Origin of the sequence: Rahnella selenatireducens (genome assembly GCF_046449555.1) — a bacterium.
In the GTDB taxonomy this organism is placed as follows: Bacteria; Pseudomonadota; Gammaproteobacteria; order Enterobacterales; family Enterobacteriaceae; genus Rahnella; species Rahnella selenatireducens.
On the sequence record NZ_JBKEZJ010000007.1, the window covers coordinates 279,730 to 306,245 of the forward strand.

Consider the following 26,516-nt stretch of genomic DNA (forward strand, 5'->3'; position numbering starts at 1 on the left):
ACAGGTGACTGTTTCCGCGCCTTTTTGCTGTTCAGAGCCGGGTTATTTTTTCAGCACTTCCCATTTCAGTTCATTGGTGCCGACCACGTTCGGGTCGCGCGAGCATTGCAGCACCACGCTGTCCGCCGTGACCACCGCGCCCTCGCTGTAGCTCTGGTTATTATAGATGCAGCAGTTATGGCAGGTCGGCGCGCTGTTGTTATTGCTGTTGCCGCTGTTCTCCCAGATTTGCGGCGGCAGCGGCACCACGACGTCCGCGCCGTTACCGTAACGTTCCGCCATTGCCGGAGAGGCCAGCAATGACGAACTGACCAGTAACGCCATCAACACTTTATGCATCAGCTTCTTGTTCATCAGTACGTTATTCATCACTGTTTGCTTCCTTCCCTTTGGGGCTGGCTTTACGCCGTTTAGGTGCGCTTTTGCCTTTCGCCGCCGCTGGAGGCTTAGAAGGCAGGCTGCGGAACGCCGAAGACACCCGGTTTGTTTTGGCCTGAATGATGAGGTTCTGCAACGTGGCGACCAGCGGTTCCATGAAATCCTGGTAGCGACAGCTTTTTTCACTGATACGCGTCAGCGTGGATTCCCAGTCAGCCGTCATATCTGGCCGTGCGGCAATGTCCGGCAGCGAATGAATCAGTGCGCGGCCAGTGTCGCTGGAATGGATATAACGCCCTTTTTTGTATAAAAACTCACGGCGGAACAGGAGTTCGATAATCCCGGCGCGCGTCGCTTCTGTGCCCAATCCGTCCGTGGCGCGCAGAATTTTCTTCAGCTCTTTATCCTGCACAAAACGCGCAATACCGGTCATCGCCGAAAGTAAGGTCGCATCGGTAAACGGGCGCGGCGGCTGCGTCTGGCGCTCTACCACCTCACCGCGTTCACACAGTAATTCATCGCCCTTCGCCACCACCGGCAGCGGCGTGCCTTCGTTTTCTTCGTCACGCTCTTTACTGCCGAGCAGTGTACGCCAGCCCGCCTCAGCCAGGAAACGCGCTTTGGCGATGAATTTGCCACCCGCGATATCCAGATCGATAACGCATTTGCGGTAAACCGCGTCGGGGCAGAATTGCATCAGATACTGACGCGCCACCAGACCGTAAATTTTGCGCTCGTCATCGCTCAGGTTGACGTTACTGCTGCGCGCCGTCGGGATAATCGCATGGTGCGCATCGACCTTTTTGTCGTCCCAGCAACGGTTACGTAAATCGGTATCAACCAGCGGCTGCGGCATTAAATCCGGGCGGTGAACGCCGATGGCATTCAGCACTGCGTGACGGCCGGCAAAATGTTCTTCTGGCAGATATCGGCAATCCGAACGCGGATACGTAATCAATTTGTGCGTTTCGTAAAGTTTCTGGCAGATATCCAGAATTTGCTGTGCGCTAAGATTGAAGGCTTTTGAACCTTCAATCTGCAAAGTGGATAACGAGAACGGCAGCGGCGCGATATCATTTTCACGTTTGTCGTTATATCCGGTGACGATGGCTGGCTGCCCGGCAATGCGCGCCACAACGTGATCGGCCAGCGGACGGTGCAGCAATCGCCCTTCTTCATCCTGATACGGCTCACAGGATTCGCTCGGTTGCCAGAGCGCGATAAAGCGTTCTTCGGCGGGGGTGACGATATGCGCTTTCACTTCAAAGAAATCTTTCGGTATGAAATTTTCGATTTCTTCATCACGGCGCACCACCAGCCCGAGCACCGGCGTTTGCACGCGGCCAACAGAAAGCACGCCGTTGTATCCGGCATTGCGCCCTAAAATAGTATAGGCGCGGGTCATGTTGATGCCGTAGAGCCAGTCAGCACGGGCGCGAGCCAGCGCTGAAACGCACAGCGGAATAAAATCCCGGTTATCGCGCAGGCGTTCAATGGCGCGTTCGACGGCCTGCGGATTGAGATCGTTAATCAGACAGCGCTGGGTCGCGTGGCGTTTTTCCGGCGTCAGTTCCAGATAATCCAGTACTTCATCCACCAGCAGCTGCCCTTCGCGATCCGGGTCACCCGCGTGGACAACCTGAGAGGCCTCAAGCAGCAGACGTTTGATGACATTAAGCTGTTTGGCGACGGAAGGACGCGGCTGAAGCTGCCATTTATTGGGGATGATCGGTAAGTCAGCCAGCGCCCAGCGGGCGAAGCGGCTGTCGTAGGCATCCGGCTGGGCCTGTTCCAGTAAGTGACCGACGCACCAGGTCACCACCTGGTCGTTACCACAGGCAATATATCCGTCACCGCGGCGATGAGGCTTCGGCAGGACATCCGCAATAGCGCGGGCAAGGCTGGGTTTTTCGGCAATAAACAGACGCATCAGACCGCACCGGCCTGAACTGTGACCGCGAGTGTGATCGCTACAAAAATTTCCATCGTCCCATCCTTCATTCACAACGCCCTCATCATCCAGAGGGGGCTATGTTAGCCGCTAGCGACGCAATTAGTAAGATGGATAGAGATATCCGCGATGGCAGTCGCTCACAAAGACAACGAAAAACCGGTTTATCAGAATGTACTGAAGATATTCTGCTGAAAAACCGGTCGGCGTTTCGTGAGGAAATGGCTTAGAAATGTGTCACGAAAGGTGCGCTGTCCACCGGAATGACCTGCAAACTGGCCTTAAGTTGCGGCGTACCGAGATAGAGGAAACCGACGATTTTATCGTTCTCGCCGCAATGGAAGGCTTTGCGGACATCAGAATGATCGGTCCACGCGCCGGTGCGCCAAATGCCGTTAAACCCCTGCGCCAGCGCCGCCATCTGCATCGCCTGCACCGCACAACCGGCAGACAATAACTGTTCCCACTGTGGCACTTTCGGGCTTTCTTTGCAGGCTGCAATCACGGTGATAATTTGCGGTGCGCGAAGCGGAGCCTGCGTCGCTTTCTCAATGGCTTTTTCGTCCGCACCGTCTTTAATGGCCGCTGCGCGCAGTAATTCACTGAAACGCGTGAGGCCATCATTTTCAGCAATCACAAATCGCCACGGCTGGAGCGCACCGTGGTCCGGGGCACGCATCCCCGCGTTGATGATATTTTGCAGCGCTTGCCCTGCCGGTGCGGGGGCCGCCAGACGGGATGCAGAACGGCGGTTGAGTAACAAATCCAGTGCGTCCATTTTAATCTCCTGAGAATAATTGCTATTTACCTTACGTTAACATAGGCACAACGCATTTTTCCAACCTCCGGCAGGCTTTCGGATAATGCGTCACCGCCAAATTCTGAAATGATTTAAAGCTGACATTTCTCCGGCAGGTCATTAGGATAGCGAGACTTAACCGTCTTATTGGAGAGACCATGCGCACATTGTGGCGAATTATCGCCGGTTTTTTTAAGTGGACCTGGCGTCTTCTTAATTTCGTCAGAGAATTCATTCTCAACGTATTTCTTATTCTGATCATTCTGGCCGGCGTCGGCATCTGGTATGCCGTGCAGGATAAGCCGGTTGAAACCACGAAAGGCGCGCTGCTGGTCGATCTTAGCGGCTCGGTGGTGGATAAACCTTCCGTGAACAATAAAGTCCGCCAGTGGGGCCGTGAGCTTCTGGGGACATCCAGCAGCCGGTTGCAGGAAAACTCCCTGTTTGATCTGGTCGATACCCTTCGTTCCGCAAAAGATGACAAAAACGTCACCGGTATCGTGTTGCAGCTGACCGATTTCACCGGCACCGATCAGTCATCCATGCAGTATATCGGTAAAGCATTGCGCGAATTCCGTGATGCCGGAAAACCGATTTACGCCATCGGCGACAGCTACAATCAGTCGCAATATTATCTGGCGAGCTATGCTAATAAAATCTATCTGTCGCCGCAGGGCGCGGTCGATTTGCACGGCTTTGCGACCAATAATCTTTACTACAAATCACTGCTGGATAAGCTGAAAGTCACCACCAACATCTTCCGCGTCGGGACGTATAAATCCGCCGTTGAACCGCTGATCCGTGATGATATGTCCCCTGCGGCCCGCGAGGCGGACAGCCGCTGGATTGGTGGCTTGTGGAGTAACTACCTCAATACCGTTTCAGCTAACCGCCAGATTACGCCTGAGCAACTGTTCCCCGGTGCAGCGGGCATTCTTGCGGGCATGCAGGCCACCGGAGGCGACATGGCGCAGTACGCGCTGAAAGCCAAACTGGTGGACTCTCTGGCGTCGCGTACCGAAGCGGACAATGACATGGTGAAAGCGTTTGGCTGGAATAAAACCACCAAAGACTTTAACTACACCAGCATTTACGATTATTCACCGAAGCCAAAACCGGATAATAACGATCCGCAAATCGCCGTGATCTTCGCAACCGGCGCGATCAACGACGGTGAAGAACAACCGGGTGCCGTGGGCGGCGATACGACCGCACAGCAAATTCGCGATGCACGTCTGGATCCGAAAGTGAAAGCGATTGTATTGCGCGTCAACAGCCCGGGCGGCAGCGTCAGCGCATCTGAAGTGATCCGCTCTGAACTGGCCGCCGCGAAAGCCGCAGGTAAACCGGTTGTGGTTTCAATGGGTGGCATGGCGGCTTCCGGGGGTTACTGGATTTCAACGCCAGCGAACTACATCATTGCCAGCCCGAGCACGCTGACCGGTTCCATCGGTATCTTTGGTGTGATCAATACGTATCAGAACACGCTTGATTACGCCGGTGTGCATACTGACGGCGTGGCGACCTCCCCGCTGGCCGATATCGCATCGACCAAAGCGTTGCCGCCAGAGTTCTCGCAAATGATGCAGCTGAACATCGAGAATGGGTATAAAACCTTCCTCGGCCTGGTCGCGGATTCCCGCCATAAAACGCCGGAGCAGATTGATCAGATTGCACAGGGACACGTCTGGATTGGTTCTGACGCCAAGGCCAACGGTCTGGTGGATGAACTGGGTGATTTTGATGACGCCGTGAAGAAAGCCGCGGATCTGGCAAAACTGCCAAAATGGCAGCTGAACTGGTATGTCAGCGAGCCAAGTCTGAGCGATATGTTGTTCTCTCAGGTCAGCGTATCCGTTCACGCCATGCTGCCCGCGGCTATTCAGGCCTATCTGCCTGCGCCGGTGAGCAAAATGGCGATGGAGCTGAAATCACAGGCTGACCTGTTCAGCAACATGAACGATCCGCAAAACCGTTACGCACTTTGCCTGACGTGTGGTGACGTGAAGTAATTCCGTTAAACACCGCTGCATGAAAATCCGCCCGGCACTTCTCTCAAAGAACGCCGGGCTTTTTTATGGCACGGCGCTTTTTGGGTGGGACAGCGGCGGCGAAGCCTTTATACTTAGCGCAGTTGCTTTCACCTTTCTAAAAAAAGAACATCTTCGATGACTAAAAAATCTATTTACGTTGCCTATACCGGTGGCACCATCGGTATGCAGCGTTCTGAGCAGGGTTACATTCCTGTGTCCGGCCATTTACAACGCCAGCTGGCGCTGATGCCTGAATTCCACCGACCTGAAATGCCTGAATTCACGATTCAGGAATACGCGCCACTGATGGATTCTTCCGACATGACGCCGGAAGACTGGCAGCATATCGCGGACGACATCCAGGCGCATTACGACGATTACGACGGTTTTGTGATCCTGCATGGCACGGACACCATGGCCTTCACGGCTTCTGCGCTGTCTTTCATGCTGGAAAATCTGAGCAAGCCGGTGATCGTCACGGGTTCGCAAATCCCGCTGGAAGCCCTGCGCTCTGACGGCCAGATTAACCTGCTAAACTCGCTGTATATCGCTGCAAATCATCCGGTTAACGAAGTCACTCTGTTTTTCAATAACCGGCTGTATCGCGGCAACCGCAGCACCAAAGCCCACGCGGACGGTTTTGATGCATTTGCGTCACCCAATCTTTCTCCGTTGCTGGAAGCAGGCATTCATATCCGCCGCCTGTCCACACCGTCGCTGCCGGTCGTTCCTGCCTCGACGCTGAAAGTGCATCACATCACCCCGCAGCCTATCGGCGTGGTGACAATTTACCCCGGCATTTCCGCAGAAGTTGTACAAAACTTTCTGATGCAGCCGGTGAAAGCGCTTATCCTGCGCTCTTACGGCGTCGGCAATGCCCCGCAAAAAGGTGATTTGCTGAAAGTGCTGAAAGATGCCTCCGAGCGCGGCATTGTAGTCGTCAATCTGACGCAATGTATCTCAGGACGCGTCAACATGGGCGGTTATGCAACAGGCAATGCGCTGGCACACTCCGGCGTGATCAGCGGGTTTGATATGACGGTAGAGGCCGCGCTGACTAAGCTGCATTACCTGCTCAGCCAGTCGCATACGCCGGAAGAAATCCGCGAACTGATGCAGCAGAATCTGCGTGGCGAGCTGACGGAATAATTACCCGAATAAGAGGCGATATGAAATCTGCGTTGTTGCTTGTCGATCTGCAAAACGATTTTTGCCGCGGTGGCGCGCTGGCCGTTAATGACGGAGATGCAACCATTGCCGTCGCCAATCAGATGATGTCGTGGTGTAAAAACCGCGATATTCCCGTGGTGGCGTCGCAAGACTGGCACCCTGCCGGACACAAAAGTTTTGCCGCAAACTCGCATCAGGATGCCTGGACATCGGGCGAACTGAACGGGTTGCCGCAGGTCTGGTGGCCGGTTCACTGCGTTCAGCAGGAGCCTGGCGCGGAATTCCATCCGTCACTGAATACGCGTCTTTTAGATTTTGTCGTGCAAAAAGGCACGGACGCAGAAATCGACAGTTACAGTGCATTCTTCGATAACGGACATCGCGCCGCCACCGTGCTAAACGACTGGCTGAAGGCCGCCGAAATCTCGCATCTTTATGTTATGGGGCTGGCAACGGATTACTGTGTGAAGTTCACGGTGCTGGACGCGCTGGCGCAGGGATATCAGGTTACGCTGCTGACCGATGGCTGCCGTGGCGTGAATCTCGAACCTCACGACAGTGCTGAAGCTGTTGAAGCAATGCGCGAGGCTGGCGCACAAATCGGAACGGCAGATGCACTGAACGGCTGATTCGCACAGCTCTTCAGATGCAAAAAAGGGGCGTTATGCGCCTTTTTTGCATCTGACAACCCCCTTCCCATTACTCCGGTTTGAGTCTAATCAGCGCGTCCTGAGCAAACTGTTGTTTCAGCTCTTGTTTGCTTTTGGTAACGATCTGCCCGTCAGTGCCGATGCTCATATGCTGGGCATCCACGTTGTGACGTGACTGATACAACATCACCGCCTGCAGGCTGTGCTCTTTTTGCTCTGGCGTCAGCGCCACACCGTCTGGCCATTTTCCCAGTTCTACTGCCTGCGCCAGACGTGCGTAGATTTCCGGCGTCATGACATCAATGAGTTGATTAATTTCCATCTGAGCACCTCTGTTCAACACGATTATTCAAAAGATTTTGAATAATAGCTGAATCGATTTTGTCGGTAAGATTACATCGCAACCTAACCGGCCATTTTTTCGCCATTTTTGCTGTCGGTAAAACTCATCGAAGCAGAATTTACGCAGTAACGTTCACCTGTTGGTTGCGGGCCATCCGGGAAAACATGCCCTAAATGCGCCTCACATCTGGAACAGCGGATCTCAACGCGGTCCATATTATGCGTATTATCAGTGAGATATTTTATCGCATCGTGGTCAACAGGTTGATAAAAACTTGGCCACCCGCAGCCGGATTCATACTTAGTCTCGGAGTAAAACAGAGGCGCGTTACACACTACGCAATGATAAATACCCTGGCGAATATTGTGCAGCAGTTTTCCCGTATACGGACGCTCGGTTCCATGTTTCTGGGTGACATAACGTTGAATTTCAGTGAGTTGTTCGAGTGCAGAAGCAGATTTGGATGCATTGCTCATGATTATCGTTCTCTGACGAATTTAAATTACAACTAAATTAACAGTTTATAATAACAAAAAATTAACAACAATTCAGCCTGTTTTGTCCTAAACTGTATGGCATCAGCGTTAGCCAGCTCCAACTTGTGATGGCGATCACACTCCTGATCTTATTGCCCTTTATATTCTGTTTTTCGCCCCCATGTGGTTGTGAGCCGATTAAAAAAACGGAACGTGCAATAAGCGAGCAACAGTAGGTCGTCGCTTTGACTTACAGCAATAATTGACACGATTCCGCTTGACGCTCAGCAAGGTTTTTGTAATTTTACAACCAACCTTTTATTCACTAAAAAAATAGCTGGTGGAATATATGACTATCAAAGTAGGTATCAACGGTTTTGGCCGTATCGGTCGCATTGTTTTCCGTGCTGCTCAGGAACGTTCTGACATCGAGATCGTAGCAATCAACGATCTGTTAGACGCAGAATACATGGCATACATGCTGAAGTACGACTCAACTCATGGTCGTTTCAACGGTACTGTTGAAGTTAAAGACGGTCACCTGGTTGTTAACGGCAAAACCATCCGTGTTACCGCTGAGCGTGACCCAGCTAACCTGAAATGGAATGAAGTTAACGTTGATGTTGTTGCTGAAGCGACTGGTCTGTTCCTGGACGACGCAACTGCACGTAAACACATCACTGCAGGCGCTAAGAAAGTTGTTCTGACAGGTCCATCTAAAGATGACACCCCTATGTTCGTTATGGGCGTTAACCATAAAGAATACAAAGGTCAGGAAATCGTTTCTAACGCATCTTGCACCACTAACTGCCTGGCACCACTGGCTAAAGTTATCAACGACAACTTCGGTATCGTTGAAGCACTGATGACCACTGTTCATGCAACTACCGCAACTCAGAAAACCGTTGATGGCCCGTCTCACAAAGACTGGCGCGGCGGTCGCGGCGCATCTCAGAACATCATCCCTTCTTCTACCGGTGCAGCTAAAGCAGTAGGTAAAGTAATCCCTGCTCTGAACGGCAAACTGACCGGTATGGCGTTCCGCGTTCCTACTCCTAACGTTTCTGTTGTTGACCTGACTGCACGTCTGGAAAAACCAGCAACCTACAAAGAAATCTGCGCAGTAATCAAAGCAGCTTCTGAAGCAGGCGACCTGAAAGGCGTTCTGGGTTACACCGAAGACGACGTTGTTTCTACCGATTTCAACGGCGAAAAACTGACTTCAGTATTCGATGCTAAAGCAGGTATCGCGCTGAATGACAACTTTGTGAAACTGGTTTCCTGGTACGACAACGAAACTGGCTACTCAAATAAAGTACTGGATCTGATTTCTCACGTTTCCAAATAATTGGCAATGTTGATGAACTGATTGAAGGGCGACGCAAGTCGCCCTTTTGCTTTCTGTCAGTCGCACATTTTTATCAGGCACATGAGTGCGATCAAACAGATTGATGACGTTCATCTGTAGTCTTGGTTCTTATCTTCGTAATTGTTAAAACCCTGACAGGACTTTAGATAATGACAGAACAACTCTTTTCTCTTCCGGTCGTAAACCAAATTTCAACCACTATCAGCCAGCGTCAGATTGATGAACTGCCGGTGATCGTGGTTTCTCATCCAAAAGTAAAAGCGGCAGTGGCCTTACAAGGCGCGCATTTATTGTCATGGCAGCCTGCAGGCGAAGCGCCTGTATTGTGGATGAGCAGCGCCAGCGCTTTCAAAGACGGCGTGGCGATTCGTGGCGGCATTCCAATTTGCTGGCCGTGGTTTGGCCCGGCGGGTAAACCGTCTCACGGCTTTGCGCGTAACTTCGCCTGGAAACTGACTGATCACAAAGAAAGCGCTGAAGGCGTTGTCCTGACGCTGACGCTGAAAAGCTCCCCTGAAAGCCTGGAACTGTGGCCACACGAATTTGTGCTGACTGCGCGCTTCACACTCGGTGAAACCTGCCACATTGAGCTGGAATCTGCCGGTGACTTCGAAGCCAACAGCGCGCTGCATACCTATTTCAACATCGGTGATATTGCGGATGTCACCGTTAAAGGCCTCGGCGCCAGCTTCATTGATAAAGTCGATGGCGCGAAGCTGAAAGAAGAAGCCGGTGACCTGACCTTTACCGGGCAGACTGACCGCATCTACACTCAGCCTCAGGCGACCAGTGAAATCGTGGATCCGGTGCTGAAACGCACGCTGGTTGTTGCGCACGAAAACAACGCTGACGTTGTAGCGTGGAACCCGGGTTCTGCACTGTCCGTGAGCATGGCAGATATGCCAGACGACGGTTACAAAACCATGGTTTGCGTGGAAACGGCGCAGGTGTCACACAAGCATGTTTCGACTGCTGCCACACCAGCACGTCTTGCGGTGACATTCTCAATCCGCAAATAACCGGACTGAGTTTTCCCGCAGTAAAAGCTAAGGGGTCATCTGACCCCTTTTGTCTGCGTCAGATCTAACGAATTCAGACCATATCCAGCGAGGTTTTCCCGCGTGGTGCCGGGAAGGCGGCATTGATCAACGCGATTTCTTCAATCGTCAGAAACAGCGTCAGCGCTGCTGCATTCTCTTTTACATGCTGTGGCTGAACCGCTTTGGGAATCGCAATCACGTTGCGGGTTCGCGTCACCCACGCCAGCGCAATTTGCGAACTGCTCACGCCGCGCGCGGAGGCAATTTTTTGCATCACCGGATGTTCCAGCACGTCATGACGTAATTTCCCCGCCTGTGCCAGAGGGCAATACGCCATTACAGGAACAGCGTGTTCTTCGCACCAGGGCAAAAGGTCAAATTCAATGCCACGGGAAGCAGGGTGATATAAAACCTGATCGGTCATACATTCCTGCCCGCCGGGTATTTTCCACAGAGCCTGCATATCATTGGTATCTAGATTTGAGACACCCCAGCGCCGGATTTTGCCCGATTGCTGTAATTTTTCCATGACCGCCACAGTGTCATGTAACGGAATCGAACCACGCCAGTGCAAAAGATACAGATCAATGCAATCCGTTTGTAACCGCTTGAGGCTTTGCTCGCAGGCGGCGATCGCCTTAGCGCCTCCGGCATGATGCGGATACACTTTTGAGACCAGATAAACGTCATCCCTGCGTCCTGCAATGGCCTCGCCGACTACCTTTTCCGCGCCGCCGTCTGCATACATTTCTGCGGTGTCGATCAGGCTCATACCGGCATCCAGACCTTGTTTAAGTGCATTCACTTCCGCCTGCCGGCCACTGCTTTGTTCCCCCATGTACCAGGTGCCTTGTCCGATTGCGGGAACGCTCGTGCCATCAGGGAATTGCACGGTTTTCGCTTTCATCTGTTTCCTCCTGTCGGGAAATACAAAAAGAATGGTGAACTATAAATGTGCAAATGGGGCGAAACGCCCCATTGATGTGCAGATTGCGCACTAAAAAAGTGCTCACTTAATTAAAAGCTGTAGGTGACGCCTGTCCACAATACGCCAGTCCAGTCATTTTCAATGATCGGGCTGTCGGTCACTTCGCTGGCAAGACGCAAATAACGGCCGGTCACGAAACCTTGCCAGTCTGGTGTGAAGTTGTATTTTGCTGAAATTTCAACATACGGGCTGAAGCTGTCGTCCGCGGAATAGCTGTGGAAACCGCTGCGACGGGATTCGTCTTTTGTTACGCCGTAATAGTAGTCGTTAAGATTCGAGCTAAACCAGGTCACACCAAAGCCAGGCACAACCGCCCAGTTTGCTCCTTTGATAGCATACAAGTAAGCCAGATCTGCGGTCATCCCGTTGCTGGTATCAAGTGTATCTGCATTGAAACTGGCGCGGATTGTCCCCCACTGGGCGTTATGCGAATAAGCCAGACCCGCCATCAGCGTTGAGTGGCGCTTATCCAGACGCTTCATGCGCTTATCATCGCTGTCGCTTGGATCGAAACTTAATGGGAAGTAGCTGGCGGTAACGCTCAGCTTGTTCCCATCATCGTTCCACAGGTAATAACCGGCCATCAGGGTGTGAAAATAGAAATCATCATTGTCGTAATTGATGATGGGCACCGGGTAAACGTGGTCGTTATTGCCACGGTACGGGTCCGGCGCGACCAACGCAGATGCACCGAGCTGCCAGGTTCCTGCGGCAGCGGCCTGACTGAAAAGCACTGCCGTACCCACGATGGACAGTGTTTTTAGGTTCAAAATCTTCATTAGCTTAATTCCATTAAGTAAAAAAACCTTGTTAGTGTAAATGAACCGTAAACGTCTCGCTTAACAATTCTTGGTCTTAAAAAAGACAAATCCTGAAAAAACGAGGCGATCGCACAATTTATCTGCAAAATATGAAATAAAAATGACTAAAGAAACAACTTCCGGTCTGCAAGGCACGTCCCGTAAGGCTTTTCAGAGCATTCCGGACAACTGAGTCATTGAAATGACTTAAAAAATGGCAAAACCAGAGAGGAAATTTTTCTAATGCCAAACTACGCTTATAAATAGATGAAAGACTTAGCCTGAACAGTCGCCCGTCCCACCGATTTACGACAGTTTTGGAAACATCGACACTGTCGGCATCAAAGGGGTTCTGCAAGTTGGCATAAGGGTTGCTGTAATCAGGTGGGAGATCTTTCTTCCGGGAGCTTAGCTCTCATTAACCTGTGCTATACCCGAGTCTTTGAGGTTGCGTTAACGCTTCAAAACGAAAGGTAAAATAACGAAGGACGGGCATCGTATGAACATATTTGACCATTATCGCCAGCGCTATGAGGCTGCCAAGGACGAAGAGTTCACACTGCAGGAATTTCTTACCATTGCACGGCAAGATCGCAGTGCTTATGTCAATGCGGCGGAACGTCTGTTGATGGCAATCGGTGAACCAGTGATGGTAGATACCGCGCTTGAACCACGCCTGTCGCGTTTATTCTCGAACCGTGTTGTTGCACGTTACCCTGCATTTGAAGAATTCTACGGTATGGAAGAGGCCATCGAGCAGATCGTCTCCTATCTGAAACATGCCGCGCAGGGTCTGGAAGAAAAGAAACAAATCCTCTATTTACTGGGCCCGGTGGGTGGCGGTAAATCGTCACTGGCCGAACGGCTGAAATCCCTGATGCAACGTGTACCTATTTATGTGCTGAGCGCCAACGGCGAACGCAGCCCGGTCAACGATCATCCGCTGTGCCTGTTTAATCCACAGGAAGATGCGCATATTCTCGAAAAAGAATACAACATCCCTCCGCGCTATCTGGGGACCATCATGTCGCCATGGGCGGCAAAACGTCTGCACGAATTTGGCGGTGACATCACGAAATTCAGAGTCGTGAAAGTCTGGCCGTCGATTCTCGAACAAATAGCTATCGCCAAAACTGAGCCTGGCGATGAAAACAATCAGGACATCTCCGCGCTGGTCGGGAAAGTGGATATCCGTAAGCTGGAAAATCACGCGCAGAACGATCCGGACGCTTACGGTTATTCCGGCGCACTCTGCCGCGCAAACCAGGGTGTGATGGAATTCGTCGAGATGTTTAAAGCACCGATTAAAGTACTGCATCCGCTGCTGACCGCCACACAGGAAGGTAACTACAACGGAACCGAGGGGATCTCTGCCCTGCCGTTCAACGGAATTATTCTGGCGCACTCCAACGAATCTGAGTGGGTGACGTTCCGCAACAACAAGAATAATGAAGCGTTCCTTGACCGTGTGTACATCGTCAAAGTGCCTTACTGCCTGCGCGTTTCCGAAGAGATGAAAATCTACGACAAACTGCTCAGCAACAGTGAACTGGCGCATGCTCCTTGTGCACCGGGCACGTTAGAAACGCTGGCCCGATTCTCCATTCTTTCGCGTCTGAAAACGCCGGAGAACTCCAGCAGCTATTCCAAAATGCGCGTCTATGACGGCGAAAGCCTGAAAGACACCGATCCGAAAGCCAAGTCCTATCAGGAATACCGCGATTATGCGGGCGTGGACGAAGGCATGAACGGGCTGTCGACGCGTTTCGCGTTTAAAATTTTGTCCCGCGTGTTCAACTTTGATCATGTGGAAGTCGCCGCCAACCCGGTCCATCTGTTCTATGTTCTGGAACAGCAAATTGAGCGCGAGCAGTTCCCGCAGGACATCGCGGAAAAATATCTGGAACACCTGAAAGGCTATCTGATCCCAAAATACGCTGAATTCATCGGCAAAGAGATCCAGACCGCTTACCTGGAATCCTATTCAGAGTACGGACAAAACATTTTCGACCGTTATGTCACCTACGCTGACTTCTGGATCCAGGATCAGGAATACCGCGACCCGGATACCGGCCAGCTGTTTGACCGTGAATCCCTGAACGCAGAGCTGGAAAAAATCGAAAAACCGGCGGGGATAAGCAATCCAAAAGATTTCCGTAACGAAATTGTCAACTTCGTGCTGCGTGCCCGCGCCAACAACAGCGGCCGCAATCCCAACTGGACCAGTTACGAAAAACTGCGCACGGTCATTGAGAAAAAAATGTTCTCAAATACCGAGGAATTACTGCCGGTTATCTCGTTTAATGCCAAGACGTCGACCGATGAACAGAAGAAACATGATGATTTTGTCGACAGAATGATGGAGAAAGGATATACACGCAAACAGGTTCGCCTGCTGTGTGAATGGTATCTGCGCGTAAGAAAATCTTCGTAACAGAGGATCGTTGGCAACGTCGTTTGGGGGAAATATGACGTATTTCATTGACCGACGGCTGAATGGCAAAAACAAGAGCGCGGTGAACCGCCAGCGCTTCTTGCGCCGCTATAAGTCGCAAATCAAACAGTCGATTGCCGGGGCCATCAACAAGCGTTCGGTTACCGACGTAGACAGCGGGGAGTCGGTTTCGATCCCCAATGCAGATATCAACGAACCCATGTTTCATCAGGGTCGCGGTGGCTTACGCCACCGTGTTCACCCTGGCAACGATCACTTTGTGCAAAATGACCGTATCGAACGACCGCAAGGGGGCGGTGGCGGCGGCAGTGGTCAGGGCGAAGCCAGTCAGGACGGTGAAGGCGAGGACGAGTTTTCTTTCCAGATCTCCAAAGACGAATATCTCGATCTGCTGTTTGAAGATTTGGCGCTTCCTAACCTGAGAAAAAATCAGCACAAGCAGCTGACTGAATTCAAAACCCACCGCTCCGGTTATACGTCTAACGGCGTGCCGGCGAATATTAGTGTGGTGCGCTCTTTGCAAAATTCCCTGGCCCGCCGGACGGCGATGACCGCGGGTAAAAAACGAGAGCTGCGTGAGCTGGAGTCGACGCTGACCGAGGTTGAACACAGTGAACCGGCACAATTACTGGAAGAAGAACGGCTGCGTAAAGAAATCGCTGAGTTACGGGCGAAAATAGCCAAAACGCCGTTCATCGACACCTTTGATTTACGTTATCGCAACTATGAGCGTCGCCCTGAGCCTTCCAGCCAGGCCGTGATGTTCTGTCTGATGGATGTCTCCGGTTCCATGGATCAGGCAACCAAAGACATGGCCAAACGTTTCTACATTCTGCTCTATCTGTTCCTGAGCCGGACGTATAAAAACGTCGACGTGGTCTATATCCGTCACCATACACAAGCCAAAGAAGTGGATGAACAGGAATTCTTCTACTCGCAGGAAACCGGCGGGACTATCGTTTCAAGCGCACTGAAACTGATGGATGAAGTCATTCAGGAACGCTATGACCCGGCGCAGTGGAATATTTATGCCGCGCAGGCTTCCGATGGCGATAACTGGGCTGACGATTCCCCTCTGTGCCACCAACTTCTGGCACAGAAGATCCTCCCTATGGTGCGTTATTACAGCTATATAGAAATCACCCGCCGCGCCCACCAGACGCTGTGGCGTGAATATGAAGTGTTGCAGGAGAAATTCGATAATTTCGCCATGCAGCATATCCGTGAACAGGAAGATATTTATCCGGTCTTCCGGGAACTCTTCCATAAGCAGGTTCAGGATCACTAATATTTAATCATTATAAACAGCCGGTTAATTCACTTTCACCGGCTGTTTTTTTTGTTTTTGAGTGCACATCCCCTTTCAATTAGATCAATAGCTTACTCATCTTTTTGGGGAAGATTTTATCTCCATGCGTCCCAATTCGGTCATTCCATATGACGCCGCATCTGAGCCAAGGGAATTAATTAAAATATTGATTTTAATGTAAAATATCATTCTTTAGTTATATATTAATCTGCAAAAAACGGTGTTCGTAACTGTATGAATCTACGAAGAGTAAATTTAGTTTTATAGAAAGGTTTTATTTTCCCAAAACAAATATCTCTGTATGTATATCCAGTTAAGCTTGTAGAGCTAATTTACGACAAAAGGAATATGGCCGCTTTGATGAACGCCAATGTGCTGATCCTGGCTGAACTGACCAAGCGGGTTATAGCACCGTCCCTGATGCTAACGTGAAGGTTAAACCAATGGTGACGCTTAGCATGTCGCTGCTTTCCAGCACCTACAATCTCGGTATCGGCCGGACGCGCTGATTGGTAATCAGATGAGTTTGCATCTGGAAATGAGCAACGTCGGTTATGCCGGTTGCCTGCTCGGGTGTATCGCGTTTATCTGGTGCCTGAATATTTTCAAACGTTATCCGCTGCTCAAAGTGAAGAACTGACTGGGAAGAATCGTCTTTTACAAGACGAATACGATTCCGGCTCCCTCACCATTTTATTTATTTCATTAAGTATCATATTTTTAAAACAAAAAACGATTAAAGTACACTCAAGAAAGCATGTAAAAATACGTCAAAATAATCAAACACATATCATTTTTTTCCAGTGATGCTCGGAGAATATTCGAAAGGAATTTTCAACAATATGCACCTCAGAAGCCATTTTTTTAGTATCAGGTATAGCTATTTTTTCTCTCTCACCAACGTGCCTACATCCCTCAAGACACCTTTGTAAAGCGTGTCGCCGGTAACCTTGTCCCCTAATCTCTATTAGTGGTGACTCCTGGTTGCCACAGAATAGACAACTAAATTTCCTCTGAGTCATGCATGGTGATAGAATGCCGTCGATAAAATTTATTTGCGTGGTTCATTAATGAAATCAATTACCATAGAAAAGTTTATAAAAAGAGATAATAACAACCTAGATTTAATAAGATTGATGTGTGCCTATTTTGTTATTTATGCACACGCTTTTGTATTATCTCCAGTCGATGGGAGTAATGATATTTTATATAAAATAACATTATTAGGATACGTTTCATTTGGTGGGGTCGCAGTAAAAACTTTTTTCCTAATCAGTGGACTGCTCGTTACAAACAGTTTGATGTCCAATGGGAATATATTTAATTTTATGTCATCGCGTTTCTTCAGGGTTTTTCCTGCTTACGCAGCAACTATTATCATTTCAGCAGTAATAATTGGGCCTTTATTAAGTATTTTTAACGTTGAAAGTTATTTTTCATCCCATGTTGTTTGGGATTATATTTATAAAACGTTAAGACTGGATGTGCAATACAATCTCCCAGGTGTATTTGTCAATAACAAGTTAGGTGCTGTTAATGGTTCGCTTTGGACGATACCAATGGAAATAAAAGCATACTTTTACTTATTGTTAATATACTTAACTAGCATTATATTTGGAGCATACAGGAAAGCATTTATTGCCATTATATCGATAGCAATACTCATTGAACCGTTCACTCCATTAAAAGGCCATTTGATAACAAGATCAGAAGACCCAAGCATCTATTTGCTTTACCCATTTTTCTCCGCAGGATGTCTTCTGGCAATACTGAAAAATCGGATCACTACCGGCATGTTATTTACTTTGTCGATAGTTGCTATCATTGCATTCCTCTTGTCTGACAGTGATAAGATAAAAACAGCATTATTTTTTACATTTTCCTCCACGTTATTACTATATATATCCTCTCTTTCGCTTATCAGAAGATTAAATGTCAAAAATGACATATCGTATGGTGTTTATTTATGGGCTTTCCCTGTCCAACAAACCATAGCATCATTTTTTGTAGCATCACCATACATTAATATACTACTATCGATTGTAATATCGAGTATTTTTGCATATTTTAGCTTTAAGCTAATCGAGAGCCCAGCTATGAGATTCAATAAAAAAATACTACAGAGTAACTTTTTTCTTCAAGGAAAACGTTCATAAAAATAGCTTGGAATTGGACTACACCCTAAAAGTTTGATACCCAACTGAGTAAGGTGCAGTCCAGAGAACGGGCTCTTTTTTCGCCTGCCACATGGTGAATATTTGGGCAACTGCTAAACTTATTAGTGGACGGAGTTACTATCCTCCAGTACCAAGTAATGTTGATAACTTTGATATTTAGCCCGACGTTAAGACGGTTTTTTTTAACTACAAAATAAAATAAACTTAAGTTAAATTTTTAAAGTCAGCTACTATTTGCTAAGGAGTAATACTCCTGTTCCGAACTAAATTTTTGTGATGATTCACTGGCCCTCTTTTGAGGGTATTTTTTCTTCCCTTCAACGAGCCAGATTTTTTACACCTATCGCATCTTTTTTGATACCGGCACGCCAACTTGTATCGCCAGCACGCATCAGATACTGACCAGGGCGGCTGAACCATTTGCATGCTTCATTCGGCGTCACATTTTTTTCAATGTAGTCGCCAGCAGGTGATGGAAATCCCATAGTTAACGCCCTCCGTTAGGGTTGTAGAGAGCGAACTTCCTGGCTTCACCTTCCATGGTCGACACATCGTGAAACGTATTGACGTTGATTTCGATCCAGTGGTTCGCTTCACGTAATCCCCAGTGCCAGTTTCTCTTTGCCAGTTCCGCCACAAAATCCTCAGTTGTGACCGTTCTGCGCCCCTTCTCACTCATCTTGATGGCACACTTAAATGCAGCATCAATCTCGTATCTTCTCGGCATAATCACCCAACCAAATAACTGTACACGTATACCGTATAATCATTAAGTTTCGTGCATGTGAAGACTGCTTTGAGAGAAAAATCTTAGAGCGCTGATCATCAAGGAAAGAAAGTTAAACAGGTTTAATTGGTCTGCGTTTCTGCATCTTTTGCCTCGAGGATTTTTACACGTTCTGTCAAAGAATTTATACCCTGCACCAACAAAGCGATTATGGCGTTGTAATCAACTCCCTTGCCGTCTTCAAAACTGTTTCCATCAGAGTCGGTCACCGTACCGATATCAAGCACAGCTTCGGGCAAAACATTTTCTAAATCTTGGGCCATCAGGCCAGCTTTCCGGTCTCCGTACAAATCGTATGTATAGCCCGTTATTTTTGCCAAACGCTCAAGCGGACTGGCGATTTCCTCAAGGTCTTTTTTAACTCGCTTGTCTGAGGTAGATACCCAGCCGATCCCAACTGCGTTACCATCCTGCCTAAAGAACCACGAACGAGCAGTCGTATCGCTTCTTGTATGTTGCAGTAAGAATCCAGTGTAGGACCCATCAAAAAGGTACAGGCCATTTACAGCCGCTGCGACACTCGTATTCCCGGCTACGGTAAAAAGATAATTAAATGACGAACCGCCTGATGTAACCAGTGCCGACGCAGGCTTCGCTAACGTATAGTTTGTTCCTGTGTGGTTGATTCCATAAGTGGCCGATATATTCTGAACGCCTGACCACGTGTTGCTTGTACTAAGCAATGGAATGACCGCGCCTGAGGTGCCAGTATTAACGGTAGAGGACGATCCTAAACCGAGATTGGCTCTTGCATCAGATGCATTTTTTGCTCCAGTACCACCCTGCCCAAGACCAATTGCAGAGGTTAACCCCGTCAGAGAAGTAATATCACTGTTTGCCCCAGATGCGGCTTTACCACTGAGCTGATTTGAAAGGCTATTCCAAGCAGGGCCAGAATAGGTTGAGCCATCTGGTAGCGTCACCGTGATGGTTCCCGTTCCGCTGAACACCTGCTGCCAGTTTGCTTTATCCAGATTCAAACCGCGTATAGCCTTCGACACATCAGCGGCCACCTGAGCAGTAATCCCAACGAGCGTGGCATTTGGTACTGCTGTCCAGGCATTTCCGGATGCTGTCGGCCCACCATAGGCAGTTATCAACGTTAATGCTGTTGCCGAGGTTATTGCTTTGACACCCAGCGTGTGAGTTACCCCGCCGACAATAGCGACAACGAAGTCACCCGCTTTTAAATCGGTCGTGAATGCTGTTCCGGTACCGGTAACATTTGCCGAATTGTTAGTTAATGCGATTGTACCTGCTGACATGCTTTTCTCCGGACATAAAAAAACCCGCCGAAGCGGGTCTGTTTAAAATTGTGGGGTTATTTATCGCACGTTGTGCTGATGAAATTAGTCTTACTGACCCAGCGCCAGCCGAACGGATCACCAGCTTTATACTGGGTTTGGCTACCAATCTGCCGTACGCCATAAATCTGCACCGTGGTTTCCTGACCGCCTATCAGGGTAGTGCCAGAACAAACAGGAGCCTGCTTTTCAAGCACACCAGCACAGCCGGAAGCCAGCAAAGTAATAGCAAGAACCAACAAAATATTTCTCATGTTCATGTCCCTTTCAACGTAAATGAAATGACATTAACAATGAAAATTGTGTGTGGATAATTGGTTCTACAGATCAATTTCATGATATTGATCGTTTTAAACGATCGCTATCGTTAATTATTGATTAATAACGCGAAACATCAATCGCGAATATCTGGTCTCTTGAGTTGGAATAGCCCACATTATGTAATTCTTCACCAGGCGCATCGCGCTGGCCAGCCCTTATCCGAGTTGACGACCCGTCGTAGTACGCTGAAGTGTCAATCGGAGAAGACCACGGACGTGGCTGAGTGGTACCCAAAACACCTACCACAACCCCCATGACTCTGGGCAAGACGGCCCATTTCCCACTGACTGTCTTATCAACCAAATAACCGATGTCGGTTGTGGAACCAATAGTTCCGTACCCAACGGGCGGATTCATCACTTTCGTTTCATTGGTTAAAATACATTGCCCGGCAGCATTCCAGATGGCAACTCCCCACTTAGGTAACGGCTGTGGGATGACGTATCCAAAAATATAAATGGTCACTGTGCCCGGGCTTCCGACAACACCTGATACTGAGTAATTAAGGGTATAAGTAGAATCAACCTTTCTGATATAGAAAAGCGTATTGGCCACCGTTGCATGGCAGCCAATAATAAACGGTGAGGATGAGTTCACCGGCAAATTGTAGGATCCCCCCGCCGACGGTGTTAAAACAATCTTCTGCACCAGACACATTGGTGTCGTGTCCGGTGTAATCCAGGGGTTTCCGTACTGATCAGTGAATAGTGCGCCCCATGTTGCCATTATGATTTCACCAAATAAATTACTAACCAACATTCATCAGCGGTGTACGTTCCTGCCGAGTAATCGCCGGATGCATCGCTGAGCGTTATCGTGCCACCTGAGCCTGTAACTTTCCGACGTGACCCGGAATAAGCATCCCCTGTTATTGGGGACTGGATTGCTTCAACACGAAACCCTGACGGGACGGTGTAAGAGTACGTGCCGGAAACCTGCCCGGCACTTAAATAAACGGTTGCCACAACCAACACCGGCACGATACCGGTGTTATTAGGATTGCCGCTTGCATCCCACGTCTGAATTCCCCAGTTAGCCATTACCAGACCCCCGTAATTAGACCGACTTGGACGCGAAGCACTCCGCTATCGTCCTTGGTGCTGATCGTGGTATTCGTCTGCTTCATTGCACCCGCGCCGCCAGCGCTCCCAAGGTTGATAAACGTACCTGATTTGCTTAACTGCCAGCCCTGCGTTGAACCGTCAAAGTTATTGGACTGTATGAAGTTACCGATCTTCGCATTGGTAATTGTTCCGTCCTGGATAAATGCATCGCTGATAAACACCTGACCGTTCACCACTGCAAACGGTGAATACTGCGCATCAGCCGGTCCCCATCGGCAGAGTTCAGGAAGTCATCAGCTATATCACCCAGATAATCATCGGCGTTATCGTTCGCCATGCCCCTGACCCAGTCCGTGTAACCTGACTCATTACCGGTCTTGTCCACCAGCTGCGCGCGGTACCAGAAAATCTGACCGGCTTTCAGCCCAAGTTGGGTATAAATGGCCTGAGGATATGGCACATCAGACAGCAGCAGCGGGTTTGACTGATCGGAATTTGGCGTGTACTGAATCTCTGTTTTCAGGGTGTCGGAGGTGTTTTCCGGGAAACCCCAGTTCAACTGAATCCCCCAGTTGATGCCCGTGGCCATAAAGCCAACTGGTTTCGGTGGATTCCCCTCTTTCCCGGTCAGAGTTACTTCGACTGAGTACCCCCAACCGCTGGATATCTCCGCCGCATTGATCGCCCGCACGCGCACAAGATAGCGGCCCGCGTAAATGCCAGGCACTTCAAAGGACGTGGTGGAGCTGCGGGGAACGTTTACCCAGTTGCCGTCGTTGCGGCGCCACTGTGCCTCATAAGCGATGGCGTTCGCGGTCGTGTCCCACGTGGCCCGCATGGTTTGAATGCTGATACCCTGATTGACCACTGAGTAAGAGCTGATCTGGATGTTGGCCGGTGCCGACTGGCTTCCCGGCGGGATAACACTGATCGGGCGTTCATCGATAATCGCGCCGGTATCAATGCGCGCATATTTGTCCGGATCGTGATACGCCGCGGAAATGGTGAAGGTGTTGTCATTATTATCGGCGACGCTGAGGACGCGGTACTGCTGCACATACAGCTCGTCAGATTCAACAACCCAGACGCTTTCAGATTCTGGCGTTTCGCTATAGGCGGCGGTCACGGTGACAATTTTCCCGGAGACAGACTGTATTGTGCGTGTCTGCGCGGCGCCAGAAGGAAGGTTTAGAATCAGCCGGCCACCGGCGACAGCATCCGGCACGCGGTCCAGCGTAATAGCCCTGCCGTTCACTGAGCTGATTCGACCGCCCGTCACTTTTCCTGACAGCATTTCGTCTGCAACAGCAATGATGTAACCCGGCTGCGGGATCATGCCATCGAGCCCGACCGAGAAGGTAATCACGCGGTCTTTGTTATTGGTCAGAATCCCCCAGCGCCCTTTCCTGTTCGCCTCAGACTGGCGGGTGCAGCCGATCGCCGTCAGCTCTAACTGATTGAAATCGTAACGAGTGACCAAATCCTGTTCAAAGACAGGTTCCATTGCGTCAGCATAGGCATTGTCCGGATCAGACCATGACACCAGAGCCGTCGTATACCGTGTCTTGGTGGTGCTGCTCGAGTAACTGAACTGACCATCGATGACGTTTGCGCGGGTGTAGCTGTAATCGATATCGCGTGGCATGTCTGCCAGGGCAACAATCTGATTACCACCCCAGTATGTCATGCCACGAAAGATGGCCGCGAAATCACGCAGAACGGTATAGGCATCATTCCGGCTTTGCACGTAAACATTACAGACATAACGCGGTTCTGTGCCGCTGCCGCCTTTACCGTCGGGAACCATCTGATCGCAATACTGCGCTACCTGGTACAGCTCCCATTTATCGATGTTAGCCGCGGTAAGACGATTACCCAGACCAAAGCGATCCGTCACTACTACATCATAGAAAATCCATGCAGGGTTATCCGTCCATGCCCATTTAAAAGCACCGGTCCATGTTCCGCTATACGTGCGCGTTATCGGGTCGTAGTTATCGGGTACGCGAATGACTCGCCCCTGCGGTTCGCATGAAATCTGCGGGATTGAGCCGTTGAACTGGCTGGAATCAAATTCGATGAACAGCAACGCGGTGTTCGGATACCGCAATTTTGCGTCAATGACTTCCGTGTAACTCTGGATTGTCATTGCGTCGCCGATTTTGGCGCTGTTGGCATCAGTGGTAATTTTGCGCAGGCGGATCGTCCACGTTGACCCGGCCTGTGGCAAATCAATACGGTGGCTGCGCTCATATCCCGATGTGGTTTTACCGGTAACGGCCGTATTAACGACTGTCTGAAACGCGCCGCCGTCGGTCTGCATTTCAATGGTGTAATTGATCGAGTAGCCAACCAGATCACCGTCATCTTCTTGTTTGAAGAGTGACGGCCATTTCAGGCGCAGGCGAATAGCGGAAAGTTGAGTGTTGGTGAAAGTATGCGTCCAGGCAACGGCGCTTTTAACTTCAGTGCCGACGCTTATTTCGTTTTCCGTGCCCGGCAAACCCTGAATGTAGGATTGTGCCTGCGTCCCGGCGCGAAACTCCCACGCCACCCCGCTGAAATTGCTCGAACCGTCACTGTTAAGAAGCGGCGTTCCGTCCAGAAAAATGGATTGGCCTGTGAGGCCACCGCCGAATTCACCTTCGCCCAGAGCAATAAGCAGTTTTGCTTTAGCGATAGACTGGAGGTCATCTGGCTGTTCTACAGGCGTGCGGGATGAAGAGTTGCCGCCCTTGCTGCCATTTATTTTGGTTGCTGTTGCCATATTGCGCCCATAAAAAAAGCCGCACAAAGGCGGCTAATGACGGATACCTGATCAAATATCAGGATGTTTTGTAAGGATAATGTGAATTACGCTCGAGGATCAGCCCGGCCATGTTTGGAGCATGACCGTCATTCACTGGAGGGATGGCTGATTAACTCGGTAAGAGAAATCGAAGGTAACGATGGATAAAACAGAACGCCATAACTTCACTAAATTCCCATATCGAAGTCAGATAAGAGAAAATGGAGATATAAACAATGGCGGGTTTGATTTAGTTCAATATCCTGAAAAAATCCATGATATAAATGAAATTAATGAGTACCCATGGTTCAGAGATTTTATAACCAGTATTAACAAGAAAGACGGCTTATTTATGACTTTTGGTTGCGCCATAGGTCACGATGAGCCATTTCTACATGGTTATATAGACTTATCATGTCGCCATAATGTCTCAGAAAGAATCAAAAAAGAAATTGATAATCTTGACGTCAATTTTTATGAGTATCTTTCTCAGGCCATTCCGGATGGGGAAACCCGCCAGCAGGCCACTCAATATATTCAGAGCATTCTCCTCTGGCTTTCATCGCCACTCGAAATCTATGGTGAATCATATTCAAAAGTGAACCTGACTTTTCGTGCGCGACAGGAGGACGGTCTGAAATGGGCATTTGATCACCTTTCATATTTCTTGACTGAATATTTTCCAAAAAATGAAGTTTTATAGTTAGGCGGTGTCAGGGCAGTCATTCAAAAACTTGACTGCTCTCACTGCTGATCTTCGACGTAAATGCCTGCCGAAATAATCGCGCCGCCGATTCGACGCTTGCCGTAAAGAAGCGGAACCGGATAGCCCTGAGCTGCCGTATTTGTGACACCGCCAAAGGCATAGGAAGCCTGGTTGTCGGCATCCTGTTTGCTGGCAAGTCCAGCGGTTTGCGGTGAAAGCATCTGGATTACGCCGCCAATAGCCATTGCTGCACCAACTTTTATCATGCCGGCAGCGACAGCCCCACCAATACCAGTCCAGCCAGCTAACACACCAACAACCACACCTACGACGACCAGAACGGCTCCTAAAATCGTTTGAAGTGCCCCAGCGCGTTTACTGCCAATCGTAACCGGTACAATTTTTATGACTTCCTCAGTGACTGGATATCCAAGATCGTCAATTCCAATATTTCTTTTCCCTACAAATACTGCATAAGTGAGTCCTCGCAACTTACTGGTATTCAGGAATCGTTCAAAATTTGAAATAGTTTTACATAGCGCATGGATGGCTTCCGCTTTAGTACGCACCAATCGCCGGTGTGTTTTACCAAAAGTTTTTGCGAGTAGACCATATAATTCAATTGTCGCCATTTTTTCTGGAATAGCCTCAATCATTAATTAAGCCCCATAAAAAAGCCACCTAAGCGACTTTTGATTTATTTTGTTTGCCACATTCTATACTGCCCAGCGGCGCCTATTTCCGTTTCATATTCTCTGGGTTTGCCATCAGCTATTAACTGAGCCGATTTTCTCCATTCAGTTAGAGCACATCTAAATCTAACGGAAAGGGTATGTTCTCCCTGAGGTAGATAAAGATCGACATACTGATTTTGTTGCAAGCCTGCAATTTCTTTTTCATCAACTTTCAAAACTAATGGGCAATCTTCCCCTAAAGCAGCACCGGTCAACTGAGGTAATCTGTGCACTCGAACGTGTGTAAGGTTGTATTTAGCCGTCGTAATATTCGTATCATATATCGTTCGGGTTGCTTCATAAGGTTTGGCTGCACACCCCGCCAGCCCGAGCGCCAGCCCTGCTATGAGTAGTTTGTTCATCTACACTCCTCTACGTTTAGGCCTCAATGATAGCTGCAAACTCTTATGTTATAACTGCAAAATCATCCACATCTGTTAACATTATGCTGCCGTATCAATGTGATTGATAAGCATTTATTTACAAAACGCTCTAGATGCATGAACGTAAGGGATTGTTATGAAGAAGAAATTTATCGTTATGGTGTTACCGGCATTTTGGTTAGTGAATATTCCCACAGCGACCAGCGCGACAAAGTCAGTGTGTAGCAACATCACTCTCGATCAGGCTATGAACGCGGTTAAAGATGACTATTATCATAAACGTATAGAGCGTTGGACAAATGACTTTACTCTTTTAGGCACATCGAAGCCACAACTCAGCTTCGATAAGAGCAAAGTGGAAGTTACCGATGTTTATCTCCTGCCATTCACTGCGAAAGGGGAAAAATCTTCGAAAGAATATTTCGCGACCTACCAATGTAAAAATGGAGAAATTGAATATTCTTCTAAATAAAAAAAGCCACCTTACGGTG

General features: G+C 49.2%; 25 protein-coding genes and 2 pseudogenes. 11 read left to right on the forward strand and 16 right to left on the reverse strand.

Annotation, left to right across the window (positions count from 1 at the left end; all coding sequences use genetic code 11):
- Positions 1-42 precede the first annotated feature (42 nt).
- The 3 genes from ACLBVC_RS14120 to ACLBVC_RS14130 form a co-directional block, all read right to left on the reverse strand.
- Complete coding sequence (locus ACLBVC_RS14120; protein WP_410150143.1) at positions 43-369, reverse strand: DUF1496 domain-containing protein; 327 nt, start codon at positions 367-369, stop codon at positions 43-45.
- The gene (locus tag ACLBVC_RS14125; RefSeq protein ID WP_410150144.1) at positions 362-2,308 is read right to left on the reverse strand and encodes a DNA topoisomerase III; all 1,947 of its coding nucleotides are present in this window, start codon (positions 2,306-2,308) and stop codon (positions 362-364) included. The genes ACLBVC_RS14120 and ACLBVC_RS14125 overlap by 8 nt, the downstream gene beginning before the upstream one ends.
- Positions 2,309-2,555: 247 nt before the next feature.
- Positions 2,556-3,107, reverse strand: a complete 552-nt coding sequence (locus ACLBVC_RS14130; RefSeq protein WP_410150145.1) for an NAD(P)H nitroreductase — start codon at positions 3,105-3,107, stop codon at positions 2,556-2,558.
- Positions 3,108-3,286: 179 nt separating this feature from the next.
- On the opposite strand from ACLBVC_RS14130, the gene sppA reads away from it, so the two are divergent.
- The 3 genes from sppA (at position 3,287) to pncA (ending at position 6,960) form a co-directional block, all read left to right on the forward strand.
- On the forward strand, positions 3,287-5,140 hold the full coding sequence (sppA, locus tag ACLBVC_RS14135; RefSeq protein ID WP_410150146.1) for a signal peptide peptidase SppA: 1,854 nt from the start codon (positions 3,287-3,289) through the stop codon (positions 5,138-5,140).
- Positions 5,141-5,296: 156 nt separating this feature from the next.
- Positions 5,297-6,310 carry an asparaginase gene (gene ansA, locus ACLBVC_RS14140; RefSeq protein ID WP_165057761.1) on the forward strand — a complete coding sequence of 338 codons (1,014 nt, stop codon included), beginning with the start codon at positions 5,297-5,299 and terminating at the stop codon, positions 6,308-6,310.
- A 20-nt stretch (positions 6,311-6,330) separates the two neighbouring features.
- Positions 6,331-6,960, forward strand: coding sequence for a bifunctional nicotinamidase/pyrazinamidase (gene pncA, locus ACLBVC_RS14145; protein ID WP_410150147.1), 630 nt, complete (start codon positions 6,331-6,333; stop codon positions 6,958-6,960).
- A 70-nt stretch (positions 6,961-7,030) separates the two neighbouring features.
- Here pncA and ACLBVC_RS14150 read toward each other — a convergent pair whose 3' ends face one another.
- A complete protein-coding gene (locus ACLBVC_RS14150; RefSeq protein ID WP_104921851.1) occupies positions 7,031-7,303 on the reverse strand; it encodes a YeaC family protein in 273 nt (90 codons plus the stop codon).
- Positions 7,304-7,386: 83 nt separating this feature from the next.
- The gene (msrB, locus tag ACLBVC_RS14155) at positions 7,387-7,800 is read right to left on the reverse strand and encodes a peptide-methionine (R)-S-oxide reductase MsrB (RefSeq protein WP_410150148.1); all 414 of its coding nucleotides are present in this window, start codon (positions 7,798-7,800) and stop codon (positions 7,387-7,389) included.
- Positions 7,801-8,149: 349 nt separating this feature from the next.
- On the opposite strand from msrB, the gene gapA reads away from it, so the two are divergent.
- Both gapA and ACLBVC_RS14165 read left to right on the forward strand, forming a co-directional pair.
- Positions 8,150-9,148 carry a glyceraldehyde-3-phosphate dehydrogenase gene (gene gapA / locus ACLBVC_RS14160; protein WP_193333173.1) on the forward strand — a complete coding sequence of 333 codons (999 nt, stop codon included), beginning with the start codon at positions 8,150-8,152 and terminating at the stop codon, positions 9,146-9,148.
- A 170-nt stretch (positions 9,149-9,318) separates the two neighbouring features.
- Complete coding sequence (locus ACLBVC_RS14165; RefSeq protein WP_410150149.1) at positions 9,319-10,188, forward strand: D-hexose-6-phosphate mutarotase; 870 nt, start codon at positions 9,319-9,321, stop codon at positions 10,186-10,188.
- A gap of 73 nt (positions 10,189-10,261) precedes the next feature.
- On the opposite strand, the gene ACLBVC_RS14170 is transcribed toward ACLBVC_RS14165, so the two are convergent.
- Together ACLBVC_RS14170 and ACLBVC_RS14175 are read right to left on the reverse strand one after the other, a co-directional pair.
- Positions 10,262-11,116, reverse strand: a complete 855-nt coding sequence (locus tag ACLBVC_RS14170) for an aldo/keto reductase (protein WP_410150150.1) — start codon at positions 11,114-11,116, stop codon at positions 10,262-10,264.
- 110 nt (positions 11,117-11,226) lie between these two features.
- Positions 11,227-11,976, reverse strand: coding sequence for a MipA/OmpV family protein (locus ACLBVC_RS14175; RefSeq protein WP_410150151.1), 750 nt, complete (start codon positions 11,974-11,976; stop codon positions 11,227-11,229).
- 520 nt (positions 11,977-12,496) lie between these two features.
- Here ACLBVC_RS14175 and yeaG point away from each other — a divergent pair.
- From yeaG to ACLBVC_RS14195, 4 genes and pseudogenes are all read left to right on the forward strand, one after another.
- Positions 12,497-14,431, forward strand: coding sequence for a protein kinase YeaG (gene yeaG, locus ACLBVC_RS14180; protein WP_152327088.1), 1,935 nt, complete (start codon positions 12,497-12,499; stop codon positions 14,429-14,431).
- A 34-nt stretch (positions 14,432-14,465) separates the two neighbouring features.
- On the forward strand, positions 14,466-15,740 hold the full coding sequence (locus ACLBVC_RS14185) for a YeaH/YhbH family protein (RefSeq protein ID WP_410150152.1): 1,275 nt from the start codon (positions 14,466-14,468) through the stop codon (positions 15,738-15,740).
- Positions 15,741-16,109: 369 nt separating this feature from the next.
- Positions 16,110-16,207, forward strand: a pseudogene (locus ACLBVC_RS14190) (DinI family protein); the annotation flags it as partial.
- A gap of 624 nt (positions 16,208-16,831) precedes the next feature.
- Positions 16,832-17,917 carry an acyltransferase family protein gene (locus tag ACLBVC_RS14195; protein WP_410150153.1) on the forward strand — a complete coding sequence of 362 codons (1,086 nt, stop codon included), beginning with the start codon at positions 16,832-16,834 and terminating at the stop codon, positions 17,915-17,917.
- A 338-nt stretch (positions 17,918-18,255) separates the two neighbouring features.
- Here ACLBVC_RS14195 and ACLBVC_RS14200 read toward each other — a convergent pair whose 3' ends face one another.
- The 7 genes and pseudogenes from ACLBVC_RS14200 to ACLBVC_RS14230 all read right to left on the reverse strand — a co-directional run bounded on the left by ACLBVC_RS14200 (position 18,256) and on the right by ACLBVC_RS14230 (position 24,181).
- Positions 18,256-18,423: a S24/S26 family peptidase gene (locus ACLBVC_RS14200; protein ID WP_410150154.1), complete on the reverse strand. Its 168-nt coding sequence runs from the start codon at positions 18,421-18,423 to the stop codon at positions 18,256-18,258.
- A 2-nt stretch (positions 18,424-18,425) separates the two neighbouring features.
- A complete protein-coding gene (locus ACLBVC_RS14205; protein WP_410150155.1) occupies positions 18,426-18,665 on the reverse strand; it encodes a DNA polymerase V in 240 nt (79 codons plus the stop codon).
- Positions 18,666-18,787: 122 nt separating this feature from the next.
- Positions 18,788-19,990 carry a tail fiber domain-containing protein gene (locus ACLBVC_RS14210; protein WP_410150156.1) on the reverse strand — a complete coding sequence of 401 codons (1,203 nt, stop codon included), beginning with the start codon at positions 19,988-19,990 and terminating at the stop codon, positions 18,788-18,790.
- Positions 19,991-20,046: 56 nt separating this feature from the next.
- Positions 20,047-20,283 (reverse strand): phage exclusion lipoprotein Cor, encoded by a 237-nt coding sequence (gene cor, locus ACLBVC_RS14215; RefSeq protein ID WP_410150157.1) that lies wholly within the window; start codon positions 20,281-20,283, stop codon positions 20,047-20,049.
- A 124-nt stretch (positions 20,284-20,407) separates the two neighbouring features.
- Positions 20,408-21,076 (reverse strand): hypothetical protein, encoded by a 669-nt coding sequence (locus ACLBVC_RS14220; RefSeq protein WP_410150158.1) that lies wholly within the window; start codon positions 21,074-21,076, stop codon positions 20,408-20,410.
- Complete coding sequence (locus tag ACLBVC_RS14225; protein WP_410150159.1) at positions 21,076-21,390, reverse strand: hypothetical protein; 315 nt, start codon at positions 21,388-21,390, stop codon at positions 21,076-21,078. The genes ACLBVC_RS14220 and ACLBVC_RS14225 overlap by 1 nt, the downstream gene beginning before the upstream one ends.
- Positions 21,390-24,181 (reverse strand): annotated as a pseudogene (locus ACLBVC_RS14230) (host specificity protein J). Before ACLBVC_RS14230 ends, ACLBVC_RS14225 begins: the two are co-directional and overlap by 1 nt.
- Positions 24,182-24,362: 181 nt before the next feature.
- Here ACLBVC_RS14230 and ACLBVC_RS14235 point away from each other — a divergent pair.
- Complete coding sequence (locus ACLBVC_RS14235) at positions 24,363-24,905, forward strand: hypothetical protein (RefSeq protein WP_410150160.1); 543 nt, start codon at positions 24,363-24,365, stop codon at positions 24,903-24,905.
- A gap of 41 nt (positions 24,906-24,946) precedes the next feature.
- Here the strand turns inward: ACLBVC_RS14235 and ACLBVC_RS14240 are convergent, their stop codons facing one another.
- On the reverse strand, positions 24,947-25,552 hold the full coding sequence (locus ACLBVC_RS14240) for a tail assembly protein (RefSeq protein WP_410150171.1): 606 nt from the start codon (positions 25,550-25,552) through the stop codon (positions 24,947-24,949).
- A 53-nt stretch (positions 25,553-25,605) separates the two neighbouring features.
- A complete protein-coding gene (locus ACLBVC_RS14245; RefSeq protein WP_410150161.1) occupies positions 25,606-26,004 on the reverse strand; it encodes a hypothetical protein in 399 nt (132 codons plus the stop codon).
- Between the two features lie 157 nt (positions 26,005-26,161).
- On the opposite strand from ACLBVC_RS14245, the gene ACLBVC_RS14250 reads away from it, so the two are divergent.
- Entirely contained in the window at positions 26,162-26,497 is a 336-nt protein-coding gene (locus tag ACLBVC_RS14250; protein ID WP_410150162.1) for a YebF family protein, read from the forward strand.
- The last annotated feature ends 19 nt before the right edge of the window (positions 26,498-26,516 follow it).